The sequence below is a fragment of the Dactylosporangium fulvum genome, from assembly GCF_025137375.1.
Lineage (GTDB): Bacteria > Actinomycetota > Actinomycetes > Mycobacteriales > Micromonosporaceae > Dactylosporangium > Dactylosporangium fulvum.
The window spans coordinates 5,304,204-5,317,792 of record NZ_CP073720.1 but is presented as its reverse complement, the minus strand read 5'-3'; the positions used below and the strand labels follow the sequence as shown (position 1 = coordinate 5,317,792).

16 protein-coding genes are annotated in these 13,589 nt (G+C 74.2%); 2 read left to right on the top strand and 14 right to left on the bottom strand.

The genetic code is table 11. From position 1 onward, the window contains the following. Positions 1-24 precede the first annotated feature (24 nt). On the top strand, positions 25-885 hold the full coding sequence (locus Dfulv_RS25005) for a pentapeptide repeat-containing protein (protein ID WP_259855548.1): 861 nt from the start codon (positions 25-27) through the stop codon (positions 883-885). On the opposite strand, the gene Dfulv_RS25000 is transcribed toward Dfulv_RS25005, so the two are convergent. Beyond that, on the bottom strand, positions 863-1,195 hold the full coding sequence (locus Dfulv_RS25000) for an STAS domain-containing protein (protein WP_259855546.1): 333 nt from the start codon (positions 1,193-1,195) through the stop codon (positions 863-865). The two genes, Dfulv_RS25005 and Dfulv_RS25000, sit on opposite strands and share 23 nt — an antisense overlap. Positions 1,196-1,264: 69 nt before the next feature. Here Dfulv_RS25000 and Dfulv_RS24995 point away from each other — a divergent pair, with 69 nt between their 5' ends. Continuing rightward, positions 1,265-2,497: an MFS transporter gene (locus tag Dfulv_RS24995; protein ID WP_259855544.1), complete on the top strand. Its 1,233-nt coding sequence runs from the start codon at positions 1,265-1,267 to the stop codon at positions 2,495-2,497. A gap of 6 nt (positions 2,498-2,503) precedes the next feature. Here Dfulv_RS24995 and Dfulv_RS24990 read toward each other — a convergent pair whose 3' ends face one another. The 13 genes from Dfulv_RS24990 to kamE form a co-directional block, all read right to left on the bottom strand. Next, positions 2,504-2,863: a hypothetical protein gene (locus tag Dfulv_RS24990; protein ID WP_259855541.1), complete on the bottom strand. Its 360-nt coding sequence runs from the start codon at positions 2,861-2,863 to the stop codon at positions 2,504-2,506. Positions 2,864-2,980: 117 nt separating this feature from the next. After that, positions 2,981-4,126, bottom strand: coding sequence for an RNA polymerase sigma factor (locus Dfulv_RS24985; RefSeq protein ID WP_259855539.1), 1,146 nt, complete (start codon positions 4,124-4,126; stop codon positions 2,981-2,983). Continuing rightward, complete coding sequence (locus Dfulv_RS24980) at positions 4,123-4,530, bottom strand: YciI family protein (RefSeq protein ID WP_259855538.1); 408 nt, start codon at positions 4,528-4,530, stop codon at positions 4,123-4,125. Before Dfulv_RS24980 ends, Dfulv_RS24985 begins: the two co-directional genes overlap by 4 nt. Before the next feature lie 146 nt (positions 4,531-4,676). Next, a complete protein-coding gene (locus Dfulv_RS24975) occupies positions 4,677-5,159 on the bottom strand; it encodes a GNAT family N-acetyltransferase (protein ID WP_259855536.1) in 483 nt (160 codons plus the stop codon). Between the two features lie 72 nt (positions 5,160-5,231). Further along, positions 5,232-5,780, bottom strand: a complete 549-nt coding sequence (locus tag Dfulv_RS24970) for a hypothetical protein (RefSeq protein WP_259855535.1) — start codon at positions 5,778-5,780, stop codon at positions 5,232-5,234. 41 nt (positions 5,781-5,821) lie between these two features. Beyond that, the gene (locus Dfulv_RS24965; protein ID WP_259855533.1) at positions 5,822-6,913 is read right to left on the bottom strand and encodes a DUF4037 domain-containing protein; all 1,092 of its coding nucleotides are present in this window, start codon (positions 6,911-6,913) and stop codon (positions 5,822-5,824) included. Next, positions 6,906-7,541: a nucleoside/nucleotide kinase family protein gene (locus Dfulv_RS24960; RefSeq protein WP_259855531.1), complete on the bottom strand. Its 636-nt coding sequence runs from the start codon at positions 7,539-7,541 to the stop codon at positions 6,906-6,908. The genes Dfulv_RS24965 and Dfulv_RS24960 overlap by 8 nt, the downstream gene beginning before the upstream one ends. Further along, positions 7,538-8,080 (bottom strand): FxsA family protein, encoded by a 543-nt coding sequence (locus Dfulv_RS24955; RefSeq protein ID WP_259855529.1) that lies wholly within the window; start codon positions 8,078-8,080, stop codon positions 7,538-7,540. Before Dfulv_RS24955 ends, Dfulv_RS24960 begins: the two co-directional genes overlap by 4 nt. A 9-nt stretch (positions 8,081-8,089) precedes the next feature. Next, positions 8,090-8,899: a polyprenol monophosphomannose synthase gene (locus Dfulv_RS24950; RefSeq protein WP_259855527.1), complete on the bottom strand. Its 810-nt coding sequence runs from the start codon at positions 8,897-8,899 to the stop codon at positions 8,090-8,092. Beyond that, the gene (gene lnt / locus Dfulv_RS24945; RefSeq protein ID WP_259868015.1) at positions 8,896-10,464 is read right to left on the bottom strand and encodes an apolipoprotein N-acyltransferase; all 1,569 of its coding nucleotides are present in this window, start codon (positions 10,462-10,464) and stop codon (positions 8,896-8,898) included. The genes Dfulv_RS24950 and lnt overlap by 4 nt, the downstream gene beginning before the upstream one ends. A gap of 760 nt (positions 10,465-11,224) precedes the next feature. Continuing rightward, positions 11,225-12,481, bottom strand: coding sequence for a glutamate mutase L (locus tag Dfulv_RS24940; protein WP_259855525.1), 1,257 nt, complete (start codon positions 12,479-12,481; stop codon positions 11,225-11,227). A 7-nt stretch (positions 12,482-12,488) separates the two neighbouring features. Next, a complete protein-coding gene (kal, locus tag Dfulv_RS24935; protein WP_259855523.1) occupies positions 12,489-12,881 on the bottom strand; it encodes a 3-aminobutyryl-CoA ammonia lyase in 393 nt (130 codons plus the stop codon). Next, complete coding sequence (gene kamE / locus Dfulv_RS24930; protein WP_259867999.1) at positions 12,878-13,564, bottom strand: lysine 5,6-aminomutase subunit beta; 687 nt, start codon at positions 13,562-13,564, stop codon at positions 12,878-12,880. The genes kal and kamE overlap by 4 nt, the downstream gene beginning before the upstream one ends. Positions 13,565-13,589: the final 25 nt, after the last annotated feature.

The window sequence follows — 13,589 nt, the reverse complement described above, 5'->3', positions numbered from 1 at the left end:
TCCGAGGGAAGGAACCACAGCACCGTGACCGACCCGCTCCGCGCGGACTGCGGCCGCTGCTTCGGGCTGTGCTGCGTCGCGCCGGCGTTCGCGCGGTCCGCGGACTTCGCGATCGACAAGCCGGCAGGGCACGCCTGCCCGAATCTCGGCGACGGGTTCCGCTGCGGCATCCACACCGAGCTGCGGCAGCGGGGGTTTCCCGGCTGCACGGTCTTCGACTGCTTCGGCGCCGGGCAGCGGGTCGCGCAGGTGACGTTCGGCGGCCGGGACTGGCGCACCCATCCCGGTTCGGCGCGGCAGATGTTCGGCGTCTTCGCCGTGATGCGGCAGTTGCACGAGCTGTTGTGGTATCTCACCGAGGCCCGCGACCTGCCCGAGGCGGGGCCGCTGCGGTCGGACCTCGACGCCGCGGTCGCCGCGACGGCGGAGCTGACCGGCCGCGACGCCGAGGCGCTGCTGGCCGTCGACGTGGAGCGGCACCGGGCGGGGTTCGTGCCGCTGCTGCGGCGGGCCAGTGAGCTGGCGCGGGCGGCACGCCCGGCCAGCACGCGCCGACGCAACGGGCGGCGGATCGTGGAGCGTCGCGGAGGTGACCTGATCGGTGCCGACCTGCGCGACGCCGACCTGCAGTGCGCCGCGCTGCGGGGTGCGTTGCTCGTCGGTGCCGACCTGCGCGGCGCGGACCTGCGCCGGGCCGACGTGATCGGCGCTGACCTGCGCGGCGCGGACGTCCGCGGCGCGGACCTGGAGGGGGCGCTGTTCCTCATCCAGTCGCAGCTCGACGCGGCCCGAGGCGACGCCGCGACCCGGTTGCCGGCGCGGCTGACCCGCCCGGCACACTGGGCGGGCTCGGCGGGGCCGGTCAGGTCGGCAGCGCGTCGGTGACGGTGGCGTGGACGGGGATCCGCCCGGCCAGCCCGACGGTGGCCAGCAGCCGGGCCAGAAACGGTGACGGCGCCGCGAGCCGCAGGAACCCACCGTGCTCGACGCAGTGATTGTGACTGTATGCGAAAGTGCCCAGCCCGACGGAGTCGCAGAAGTCGACGCCGCTGAGGTCGACGACGATGCGGTTGCGGCCGTCGTCGAGCAGCCCTTCCATCGCTGAGCGCAGCGCGGGTGCGGTGTCGATGTCAATCGTGCCGGACACCGTCACTAAGACGGTGCCGTCTTTCCGGTTGCTCACTGCGACATCCATGCTCCGATCGTCCGCCCGCGGGCGCGAACTCGCATGAACACCGCACCGGCGATCCTCTACGGTGGGCCGGTGATCGGACCCCTGCCGCGCCTGCTGGCGGCGGCGACGCTGGCCCGGACGGCGGACGCGGGTGCGGCGGTCGTGATCGTGCTGGCGGCGGTGCGGGTGTACGGCAGCCCGGCGCCGGGTTCGCTGGCGCTGGCCGCGATGCTGGTGCCGCACGTGCTGGCCGGCCCGTTCGTCGGCCTGGTCACGGACCGGGCGCGCCGGCCCCGGCTGGTCCATGCCGGGTTCGCGGCGCTGTTCGCCGCCGCGCTCGGCGGGGCGCTGCTGGCGCTGGGCCGGGCACCGATCGGGGTGGTGCTGGTGTTGGCGCTGGTCACCGGCTGCTGCGGCCCGATGATCTTCGGTGGGTTGTCGAGCCGTCTCGACGACGTGGTGCCGGAGCCGGGCCGGGCGCGGGCGCGGGGGCTGGACGCGGCGACGTACAACGTGGCCGAGATCGCCGGCCCGGCGGTCGGTGCGGCGCTGGTCGCGACGCTGGGTGTGCCGTGGGCGGCGGGGGCGTTGACGGCGGTGTGTCTCGCGGCGGCGGCACTGCTGCTCAGTGTCGGCGGCCGGGCCGGGCGGCGTCCGCAGACCCGATTCACCGACGACCTGCGGGACGGTTTCCGGGCGATCGTGGTGAGCCGGCCGCTGCGGGCGGTGACGGCGGCGACGTGTGTCGCGTCGTTCGGGCTCGGCATCCTGACGCCGGTCGCGGTGCTGCTGGGCAGCCGGGCCGGGCACGCCGCCGGCGGTGGCCTGCTGGTGACGGCGCTCGGGGCGGGTGCGCTGGCGGGTTCGCTGCTGGTGGCGCGCCGGCCGGTGCGGTCCGCGCCGCATCGGGTGGTGCTGGCCTGCCTGGTGGCGGGCGGGGTGGTCCTCGCCGCGGTGCCGTTCGCGGAGGGTTGGCCGCTGCTGGTGGGCCTGTTCGCCGTGGCGGGGTTCTTCGACGGTCCGTTGCTGGCGGCGGTACTGCAGGTGCGTTCGGCGGAGGCCCCGCCGCACACGCGGACGCAGGTCTTCACGCTCGGCGCCGGTCTCAAGCTGACGGCGGCGTCGCTGGGCGCGGCGGTGTTCACGCTGTTCGCGGATGCGCCGGTGGCGGCCCTGGCGGCGGCGCTCGCGGTGAGCCAGCTGGCGGCGGCCGCGCTGGGTGCGCTGCTGCTCGCGCCGGCCCGCGCCGCTCAGCGGATGGCGTCGCCGGCCGGGACGCGCAGCGGGCGGCCCCCCGAGACCTCGGGAAGCCGCCCGCTGTGACGTGCGTTATCGGCGGTCGCCGCGGCCGCGGTAGTCGTGGGCGACCAGGACGTAGCCCTTCCGCGACTTGGTCTTGTAGCAGTCGTAGTCGTCCCAGCGGCCCCGCCACTCGCCGGCCATGCCGACCCAGTTGCACAGCTTCTTGTTGGCGTAGTGGCCGACCGTCCAGTGGCGGTCCCGCTTCTTGCGGTGGTCCCGGTTGTCGTTGCGGCCGTCGCCGCCCCGGTCGCCCGGACCCGGCTGCGCGACGGTCACCTGGCCGCCCTTGGTGGTGGCGGCCGATGCCACGGTGGCGTTCATGCCGAGGACCGCGCCCGCGGCCAGCGTCATGCCCGCCAGGGCCAGGATCCGTTGCGTGTTTCGCATCATTGACTCCCCCTCGTGTCGTAATGACGCGATTACGATATGTAGCCAAATGCCGCGAATCATGCAAAACGCCTCACCCGTTCAGCCAGACGTCGACCGCTGAAGAGCCATCCGCCCTCACCGGCGCAGCAGTTGCCGCACCCGCGCGGCCTCTCGAGTGAGGTGGTCACGCTCCGGCACGCTGGTAGCGACACGGGAGGCCTCGGCATACAGCCCGGCGGCACGTTCGAGGTCACCGGCGCGTTCGTGCAGATATGCCGTCACCGCGGCGTAACGGGGCAGGTCGGGGCTCACGTCAGCCAACGCCGCCAGGCCGGCCTGCGGTCCGTCGGCCTCCCCGACCGCGACCGCGCGGTTGAGCCGCACCACCGGGCTGCCGGTGAGGAGCAGCAGTTCGTCGTACCACTCCACGATCTGCACCCAGTCCGTCTCGGCGGCGCTGCGGGCGTCCGCGTGCAGGGCGGCGATCGCGGCCTGCGCCTGATATTCGCCCAGCCGGTCGCGGGCCAGCGCGGCCTGCAGCATCGTCACCCCCTCGGCGATCAGGCCGGTGTCCCAGCGCGATCGGTCCTGCTCACCGAGCGGCACCAGGCGACCTCCCGGGCCGGTGCGGGACGCGCGGCGCGCATGGTGCAGCAGCATGAGCGCGAGCAGCCCCGCGACCTCGGGCTCGTCGGTCAGGGCGTCGACCTGGCGGGTGAGGCGGATCGCCTCGGCCGCCAGGTCGACGTTTCCGCTGTACCCCTCGTTGAAGACGAGGTAGAGCACGCGCAGCACCGTCCCGAGATCGCCGGGCTGGTCGAGCGGCAGCCCGGCGATCCGCCGCTTGGCCCGGCTGATCCGCTGCGCCATGGTCGCCTCGGGGACGAGGTACGCCGTCGCGATCTGCCGGGTGGTCAGGCCGCCGACCGCGCGCAGCGTCAGCGCGACGGCCGAGGTCCGCGGCAGGGTGGGGTGCGCACACAGGAAGTAGAGCCGCAGCGTGTCGTCCGTGGCGGGCGCCGGCCCGGCGGGAGGCTCGGCCTCCACGGCGAGCTCCCGCCCCCGCCGCGACGCCTCGGCACGGGCGGCGTCGAGAAACTTGCGCCACGCGACCGCGACGAGCCATCCCTTCGGATCACGCGGCGGATCGTCCGGCCAGGTTTCCAGCGCCCGGATCAGGGCTTCCTGCACGGCGTCCTCGGCCGACGCGAAGTCGGCTCCGCGCCGGACGAGGACACCGATCACCGCGGGCACGAGCTCCCGCAGCAGCGACTCAGTCACTCGGTGACCGTGGGCGACTCGGTGAGAAACGGTCGAACCTCGAGCCACTCGTGGATCGGCTCGCCGCCGGCCCCCGGCGCGGCGGACAGCTCCCCGGCCAGCTGGACCGCACGATCCCAGGACTCCACGTCGATGATCATCCAGCCGGCGATGAGATCCTTGGTCTCGGCGAACGGACCGTCGGTCACCGGTGGGCGCCCCTCGCCGTCGTACCGCACGAACGCGCCCTCGGGCGCCAGTGCCTGGCCGTCGACGAACTCACCCGTCTCCTCCAGGCGGGCCGCGAAGTCGCGCATGAACTGCATGTGCGCGTCGATCTCCTCCGGCGTCCACCGGTCCATCGGCGTCCAGTCGACAGCCGGGGCCGGGCCACCTCGGTAGTGCTTCAGCAGCAGGTACTTCACGGTAGTGCTCCTTCGTCGTCACGCGGCCCGTCACGGCCGCTCGTGCCCCTGGGACGGAGCCGGCGCCGCGTTCTCGACACCCGTCCTATCAGCACGGGTGGTTACGGGCGCGGATGTCGGCACGATCGTCCGGCCGGGGAGCGGTGTCAGGGGGTGACGGGGCGCTGGAGGACGGTGCCGCCCGGGGTGTACGGCTCACGGTCGACGACGGTGAAGCCGTACCGCAGGTAGGCGGCCATCGCGGCGTCGTTGCCGGGGGCGACCTCGAGCTCGACGACGGCGCCGCCGTTGTCGCGGGCCCAGCCGACGACCGCGTCGACGAGGCGGGCGGCGACGCGGCGACCGCGGGCCTCGGGGGCGACCCACATGCTGATGAGGTGGGTGGTGTCCGGGTTGACGGCGCTGACCCAGGCGCCGGCGATACCGACCGGCACTTCACCGGCGCCGTCCTGCGGGGCGAACGCGGCGAAGTACGCGCCGGGGCGGGGCCAGTCGCGCCATTCGGCCTCGGTGCGGTGCACCTCCCGCGCGAACGTGCTGGCGAACGCCTTCGGGCTGTCCTGGAGCGCGGTGAGCCGCAGGTCGCGTTTGAGGCGCCAGTCGTCGCCGGTCAGGGGTCGAACGTCCACCGGTGGACCTTCGCAACTTCACCGGTGGATGCACAAGCGCTATTCCAGGTGGACGAATGCCAGTTGGCGCGATCAGGTGACGGCGCGGTCGGTGTCGAGCTGCTGGAGGACCGGCCCGATGAGGTCGTCGAGGTCACGGACGAGGACGGTGACGGCCAGCTCGGCGGCGGCCTCGACGCCGGCGGGGTCCTCGGGTGCGGCCGGCAGCCCGTCGAGCGGCAGCGGCGCCTCCACGAGCAGGGTGGCCCGCAGGTGCGGGTTGCGGCTGAGGTCACGGTCGGTGGGCTGGACGAACTGGCCGAACAGTTCGGGCCAGCCGCGCCAGCCGCGGTCGCGCCACCAGGTGCGGCTGGCGGTGAGCTCGGCGGGCAGCGGTGAGACGAGCTCGACGCGGGCGGTGAGGCCGCCGTCGAAGGGGTTGCGGTCGCAGCCGGCGGACAGGACCCGCCGGTGCCAGCGGACGTAACCGGGGTCGAGGGCGGGCGGGATCGCCAGGGTCCAGGCGACGCAGGCGAACGCGACCGGGGCGATGTCGCCGAGGGTGTCCGCGAACGCCTCCTGCCCGGCGCGGACCCGGTCCCGGTACCGGTGGTGGTCGCGGTCGAGCCAGAACGTCTTCACCGCTCCGACGGTATCCGCCGGGCCGGCCGTTGCCCGCCCCGTCAGCGCAGAGCCGAAAAACCCTCCGCGTGGTACGCGGCGGCTATGAGGGCGTGGCACAGCTGCGGCCGCATCAGCACGTCGGTGCTGTCGGCGTACTGGTCGATGCCCCCGATCAGCGGCAGGCCGGACAGCTGCGGGTCACGGATGCGGGCGGTGAGCGCGGCCGCGTACCGGGCGGCGTCGACGACCGGGAACGGCCGGTCGTGGAAGGGGCGGCGGCCCGGGTCGACGGGATCGGCGAGCCCGAGGTCGTTCTGCCACCGGCCGGCGGCCTCGTACGCGTCGCACAGCAGCTCCTGCCGCCGGCCGGGGTCGCCGGTGGTGAGCGCGCCGGCCAGCGGCCACGGCAGCCGCAGCGTGGCGTAGGCGGTGCCGAGCCATTTGCTGTACGGCGGGTAGCGCCGGTCGAGCAGCAGCGCGAGCCGCATGACGGCCCGGGCGAGCCGCGCGGCGACGATCCGGCTGCCGAGGTCGTCGCCGGCTTCGGCGGCCCGGCCGGGGAACGCCTCCTCCTGCGCGACGACCGTCCACTGGGCGGCGAGCAGGTACCGCCACACGTCGTCGGGGTACCAGGCGAGCCGCTGCCGGAGGGTGGTGAGCTCGCCGGTGGTGTCGTGGTAGACGGTGCCGGCGGTGGTCTCCAGGAGCCGCTGGCCGGGGATGCCGAGCCAGTCGCGGGCGGTGCGGGGCCCGCCGGGCAGGCCGAGGTGCCCGGTGCTGAACGCGGCGACGGTGGTGAGGTCGACGCGGTGCGCGACGGGCCCGGTGGTCGGGGTCATGACCCGGACCCGTTCGCCGGGTGGTGCGAAGTGGGTCGGCCAGCCCCGTACCTGTTTGGGCAGCCGGTCCCGCAGCAGGGTGTCGATGGCGGGGCCGTGGCGGGCCAGGTCGTCGGGGGTGAGGAACAGGGTGAGCCGGGGGCCCCAGTCGTGGTCGGTGGAGCGGGCGGTGTCGTAGCCGAGGACGTCGGAGCCGGCGCCGATCCGGGCGGCGGCGTGCGGCAGGCCGGGGTAGGCGGTGTCCAGCAGCGGCCGGACCGCCTCGGTGTAGAAGACGCCGCAGAGCTCGAGGCCGGGAAGGAAGTCAGTCATCGACGACGAGCGCCGGGTGGCGGGGGTCGTCGGCCCGCACGACGAGGTCGGCGAGGTATTCGGGCATGACCTCGTCGCGGTAGCGGGTGTAGGCGGGCAGCTGCCACTGCTGGTCGGGCGGGGTGCGGCGGGTCAGCGCGGCGTCGGACTGGGTGAGGTGGACGGCGAGGTCGAAGTCGAGGCCGGCGCCGAGGAGCAGGGTGCCGGAGACGACGACGGCACCGCCGTCGGGGATCTCGACGTAGCCGGCGCGGGTGGCGCGGTCGGTGACCGGGTCCCGCAGCGACGGCAGGACCCGGCCGGTGCCGCCGGGCCCGGCGGGCGCGAGGACCTCACGGGTGAGGGCCCGCAGGTCGAGCCAGTCCTCGTAGAACGCGTCGGGGTTGGTCCGGCCCCGTTCGAGCCGCAGCGACCGGGCACGCAGAAACCCGTCGGCGGGCACGTGCAGCGCGAACGTGCCGCGGTCGTGGAGGGCGGCGACGAGCCGGGCGGCGAGGTCGTCACCGAACGCGGTGGCGGGCCCGTCGACGCCGATGCGGGGCCGCGGCGCGGCGGCGGGGTCGAGCCGGTCGATGCGGCTGATCAGGTCGTCGACGAGCGCTTCGAGGGTGACCGGCTGCGCTTTCACGGCCGCCGGGGGTGCGGGTCGACGATCTCGCCTTCGACGACCTCCCCACCACCGGTTGTGCCGCCGGCGCCGCCGGTGGTCACGGACGCGCCGCCGGTGTGCTGTGCCGGTGCCGTGTCGCGCTGGGCCCGGACGAACCGGGGGCCGAACAGGTCACCGGCGGCGGCCGGGGAGATGCGCCGTTCGGTGGCGTTGCGGACCTGCCGCACGGCGAGGGCCCGGACCGGCGGGACGAGCAGCAGCAACCCGACGGCGTCGGTGATGAACCCGGGTGTGAGCAGCAGCAACGCGCCGAGGAGGCCGGTGAGGCCGTCGCTGACCTCGGTGCCGGCCGGGCGGCCCTCGCCGACGGCGGCGCGGAACCGCCGCCAGGCACGGACCCCTTCGCGTTTGAGCAGCATGGCGCCGATGAGCATGGTGGCCAGGCCGATGAGGACGGCCCAGCCCCATCCGATCACCTGGGCGACCAGCACGAACACGACGACCTCGGCGATCACCAGCAGGAACGCGCCGATCGCGGTCAGGCCCAGCGGACCCATGACGGCCTCCTAACGGCCCGGCTTGGCCCGGGCCTTGTCGGGGCCGCTGCCGGAGACGGCCCGCTTGAGTGCCTGCCAGCGGGCCGTGGCACCCCACACGGTGACCCGCCACAGGGCTTCCCGGACGATCGAGGAGCTCATCTTCGACTTGCCGCGTTCCCGCTCGGTGAACGTGATCGGCACCTCGGCGACGCGGTAGCCGTCCTTGTACGCCCGCCAGGCCAGGTCGACCTGGAAGCAGTAGCCCTGCGACGACACCGAGTCGACGTCGATCTTGTCGAGGATCGGTGTGCGATACGCCCGGTAGCCGCCGGTCGCGTCGCGCAGCGGCATCCCGAGCGCCATCCGCACATACAGGTTGCCGCTGCGGGAGATCGCCTGCCGGTGCACGGGCCAGTTGACGGTCTTGCCGTCGGGCACGTAGCGGGAGCCGAGGACGACGTCGTTGTCGGCGAGCTGGTCGAGCAGCCGCGGCAGTTCCTCGGGGGCGTGGGAGCCGTCGGCGTCCATCTCCACGACGGCGTCGTAGCCGTGCTCGGCGCCCCACGCGAACCCGGCGATGTAGGCGGCGCCGAGGCCCTGCTTGCCGGGCCGGTGCAGCACGTGCACGGCGGGGTCGGCGGCGGCGAGCTCGTCGGCGACGGCGCCGGTGCCGTCGGGGCTGTTGTCGTCGGCGATGAGGATGTCGACGGCGGGGGTGGCTTTGCGGACCCGGTCCACGATGAGGCGGATGTTGTCGGCCTCGTTGTAGGTGGGGATGATGACGAGGACCCTGCCGACCCCGGGGTATTGGTTCACGCCTCGGTCGGTTGTGCTCACACGTCCTCCTTGGTGCCCACAGTCGGGTTCTTCACGGCCCGCCGGTCGCGGCGGCGCAGTTCGGCGACGGCGGCGAGCCCGGCGAGGGCGACCGCCACGATCACGTATTCGGGAATCACGCCGAGTCTTGTAGCAAGCGTACGGGCTGAACCGAGACGCAGCTCACCGAGGATGACGGCTGCGGCATTGAAGCTGGTCTCGTCGTGGGTGCGGCCGGTCGCGTCGGCGAACGCGGAGATGCCGACGGTGGAGGCCATGAGCGCGTCCCGGCCGTGCTCGACGGCCCGCAGCCGCACCATGGCCAGCTGCTGGCGGGCCTCGGACTCGTCGAACGTGGCGTTGTTGGTCTGCACGGCGAGCAGCTGGGCGCCGTGGTCGACGGTGTCGCGGACGAGGTTGTCGTAGGCGACCTCGAAGCAGATCACGTCACCGACGGTGGCGGGCCCGACCGGCAGGACCCCGGGCCGGTCGCCGGCGGTCATGTCGGTGACCCGGTCGACCTCTTTCGACACCATCCGGGCGATGCCACGCAACGGCATCGTCTCGGCGAACGGCACCGGGTGGCGTTTCGTGTACTGCGCGACGGGCTCACCGGCCTGCCGGCCGGGCACCCACACCAGCCCGACGTTCTCGACGCCGTTCTCGGCGCTGTTGAGCACGGCACCGACGAGGATCGGCACGCCGATGGCGCGGGCGGCGTTGTCGATGACGGCGGCGGCGTCGGCGTTGCGCAGCGGGTCGATGTCGCTGGAGTTCTCCGGCCACACGACGAGGTCGGGCCGGCGGGCGGTGCCTTCGGTGACCCTGCGGGCCAGGTCGATGGTGGCGCGGGCGTGGTTGTCGAGCACGGCACGGCGCTGGGCGTTGAAGTCGAGGCCGAGGCGGGGCACGTTGCCCTGGACGACAGCCACGTAGACGGCCGGCCCGGCGGGCCTGCTCAGCGGGATCAGCCAGGCCGCGGCGACCATGGCGGCGGCGACGAGCGGCGCGGCGGCGAGACGCGGGTTCACCCGGACGGTCAGTCCGCGGATGATCGCGTACGCGAGGAGGCCGCCGGTGAGCGCGACCGCGAACGTGACGAGCGGTGCGCCGCCGACCACGGCGAGCCGCAGCAGCGGCGACGTGTCCTGGCTGAACGCGAGCCGGCCCCACGGGAACCCGCCGAACGGGGTGCGGTCCCGTAGCGCCTCCTGGGCGGTCCACAGCGCCCCGATGAGCGGAACCCATCCGTAACGCCCCCATCGCCCCCACCGCCCGGTGAGCGGCGTCACCCAGGCGGTGGCGGCGCCGAGCAGCGCGAAGTAGAGCGTTTCGAGGCCGGACAGCAGCAGCCACGGCACGACGCCGGTGTGCAGGTTGGTCCAGGACAGCAGCGGGGTGAAGAACAGGGCGCCGCTGAGGGCGCCGAGCCCGAACCCGGCCCGCGGCCGGCGGCCGTGGACGGCGACGGTGAACAGCGCGACGGCGACGGGCGCGGCCCACCACCATCCGTAGGTGGGGAACGCGACGAGCATCGCCAGTCCGGACCCGGCGGCGACGAGGGCCGCGGCCCATAGCGGCAGCAGCGGCCGCCCGGCGCCCGGCTGCGTGGCCGGCGCCGCGGTGGGCTCGTCGGCGGGCTCCTCGGCGGGCTCGGCCGGTGTCGACTCCGCTTCGACCAACGTCACCTGCGCCATCCCTGTGGGTGTCTGTGGGCTTGCTGTGCGGTTGCACGTCTCGCGGCGCCAATTATGCGGGGTATGTCGCCTGGACGTGGAATCGAGAGGCCACGGCCGGCTGGGAATGTGCTGGGATGTGGCTGGACCGTGTCCGGACCGCAACCTGGCGGGCCGCATTCCGGCCGTTCCGGCACCGGCTGATCCAGGTGGCCCGGCGGGCGTGAAGCGCGGCGCGGGGCGCGGTCGGGGCGGGCCGAGCTGAAATTGGGGGCGCGACCGAAGTCGCGCCCCGCGCTCCCAGGCCCTGTGTCCGGCCGGTGCGGCAGTGACGTTCGTGCGCGGCCTTCGTTCCGGTGCGGCGCGGGCTGGCTGCCCGGGTCGTGCCGTTGTCTACTGGTCGCGTGAGCCCCCCTGCCCCGCCACCGGTGGATGCCCGTTCACGGCCCCCGCCGACCCCCGCCGGCTGGACCTGGCGGCGTCCCGTCGGTTGACGTGGACGTCCGGTCAGCTGACGTTGGGGAGAAGTGAACCGCGGTCACCCTTCCCGAAGTAGGACGGGACGACGTTACGCGTTGGCGCCCGGGCCCTGTCAACCGGGTCCGGGCCGCAGGTTCGTCTCGGCGGCGTGTCGCCCTGGCGTGTCGGGTGACGTTCACCCTCGCGCTCACTATCTGTGCAGGAGTTGTCGCAGGAGCGCCGCCGCGGCTCCCGGGTGATCTTCGGCGAGGAGCCCGGCCGGCGCGAGGACGTATCGGCGGTCGACGGCGACGTGCGGTGCTCGGGGCAGGGCCCAGCCGCCTGCGTGGTCGTGCAGGGTCGGTGCGAGTGCCGCGTTCGCCGCAGTGGGTTCAGCATGCCGGAACACGCCGCCGGACGCCACGACCGACACGACATTTCGCAGATCCCGGCCCGTGCGGGTGTGCCGGCGCACGGCGACGGCCGCCGCGGCGGCCGCGAACCCGAGGGCCCCGCCGGCCGGGTCGGGGACCGTGAGCCGTTCCCGCTGCGCGGCGGCGGTGATCCCGTCGGTGTTCCACCGCACGCCGAGGTCGCCTTCGACGGTCCTGGCCCGCCACAGGATGCCCGCGACCCCGGTGCCCGCGACCCCGGAGGCGACGGTCGCGGACTCGTCGGGGACGAGGGCCGAGTACACGTCGGTGGTGGCGCCGCCGACGTCGACGACGAGCAGGTCCCCCTGGTCGGCGAGCAGGTCGGCGAGCAGCGACACGCCGGTGAGGACCGCGTCGGGGGTGGCGGCCGACACCATCCGCTGGAACCGGGTGCCGCGGGAAAGGCGTTTGCCGCCGATGACGTGCCGCAGGAACACCTCCCGGATCGCGGCGCGGGCCGGTGCCGGGTCGAGGACGCCGATGCGGGGCAGGACGTTGCCGGTGGCGGTGACGGGCAGGCCCCGAGCGGCGAGGAGGCCGGCCACCTCGTCGCGGACGTCGCTGTTGCCGGCGACGACCACCGGGACCCGCCAACGCGCGGCGGCGAGCCGCCGCGCGTTGTGCAGCAGCGTGTCGGGGTCGCCGCCGTCGGTGCCGCCGGCGAGCAGCAGCACGTCGGGCCGGGCGGCGCGGACGTCACGCAGCTGCGCCGGGGTCTGCCGGCCGGCGGCGACGTGCACGACCCGGGCACCGGCGGACAGCGCGACGCGGTGGGCGGCGTCGGCGGAGACGAGGGCCTCCTGCCCGACGACGGCCAGGCGGAGCCCGCCACCGGCGGACGAGCAGCAGTAGACGTGCTCGACGGGACCGACCCGGGCAGCGGCGGCGGCCAGGAGCGCGTCGACGCCGTCGAGCACGTCGGTGCCGGCGGTGGTGGGGTGGGTGGCGGTGGCGGCGAGCCGCCCGTCGGTGACGTCGACGACGGCGAGTTTCGTGTCGGTGGACCCGACGTCGAGGCAGGCTACCAGCGTCACGTGACGGTCACGGGGCGGCGGCGGGCACGACGACGGTGCCGGTCGCGGACGTCGCGAGGATCGGCGGGTCGAGGACCCGCGCCGCGGACGCCGACACGTCGGGGGTGCCGCGGCACACGACGTGGCAGGTGAAGTCGACGGTGCGGGAGCGGTTCCCGGCGCGGGTGACGACGGCGGTCACCTCGACGACGTCGCCGGCGTGGACGGGCGCGTGGAAGGTGACACCGCTGTAGCCGGCGAAGAGGCCCTCGTCGCCGTCGGTGCGGATGCACACCTCGGTGGCGGCGTCGCCGAACAGGGCGAGGCTGTAGGCGCCGTCGACGAGGTTCCCGGCGTAGTGCGCGTGCGCGTACGGCACGTACCGGCGGTGCACCACCGTCGTGCCGACCTTCTCCGTCATCGGGCCCCCACCGCGTGTACGAGATATGAAGCGACCTCACGGGGCGTGGTGCCCCGGCCGAAGATCCGGTCGACGCCGAGGTCGCCGGCCATCCGCTCGTCGAACCGTGGCCCGCCGACGACGAGCAGCGGCCGCCGCGCGGCGGGGAACGCCTCCCGGAACGCCGCGGACATCTCGCGGGTGTTGTGCAGGTGCGCGTCGCGCTGCGTGACGACCTGGCTGACGAGGACCGCGTCGGCCTTCTCGGCGCGGGCGTGTTCGACGAGGTCGGGGACGGACACCTGGGCGCCGAGGTTCAGCACCCGGCACTCCCGGTAGTACTCGAGGCCCTTCTCCCCGGCGATGCCCTTGACGTTGAGGATCGCGTCGATGCCGACGGTGTGCGCGTCGGTGCCGATGCAGGCGCCGACGACAACGAGCTTGCGCCGCAGCCGCGACCGGATCCCGGCGTTGATCTCCTTCGCCGACAGCAGCGGGTAGTCCCGTTCCGCGACGACGACCTTGCCGGGCTCGACGAGGTGGTTGACCCGCCCGTAGACGACGTAGAACGTGTGCTGGTCGCCGATGGCGCGGCTGTGCACGACCATCGCCGGGTCGATGCCCATCTTCCCGGCCAGTTGCAGCGCGGCGCCCTCACCGCGCTTGCCGGCCGGCAGGGGCAGCGTGAACGACACCTGGACCATGCCGTCGCCGGTGGTGTCCCCGTAG

Excerpts from the sequence above, each read along its gene's own strand:
- Dfulv_RS25000 (WP_259855546.1), bottom strand. The coding sequence starts at position 1,195 with ATGGATGTCGCAGTGAGCAACCGGAAAGACGGCACCGTCTTAGTGACG.
- Dfulv_RS24990 (WP_259855541.1), bottom strand. The coding sequence starts at position 2,863 with ATGCGAAACACGCAACGGATCCTGGCCCTGGCGGGCATGACGCTGGCC.
- Dfulv_RS24965 (WP_259855533.1), bottom strand. The coding sequence starts at position 6,913 with ATGACTGACTTCCTTCCCGGCCTCGAGCTCTGCGGCGTCTTCTACACC.
- Dfulv_RS24955 (WP_259855529.1), bottom strand. The coding sequence starts at position 8,080 with ATGGGTCCGCTGGGCCTGACCGCGATCGGCGCGTTCCTGCTGGTGATC.
- kal (WP_259855523.1), bottom strand. The coding sequence starts at position 12,881 with ATGACGGAGAAGGTCGGCACGACGGTGGTGCACCGCCGGTACGTGCCG.
- kamE (WP_259867999.1), bottom strand. The coding sequence starts at position 13,564 with ATGGTCCAGGTGTCGTTCACGCTGCCCCTGCCGGCCGGCAAGCGCGGT.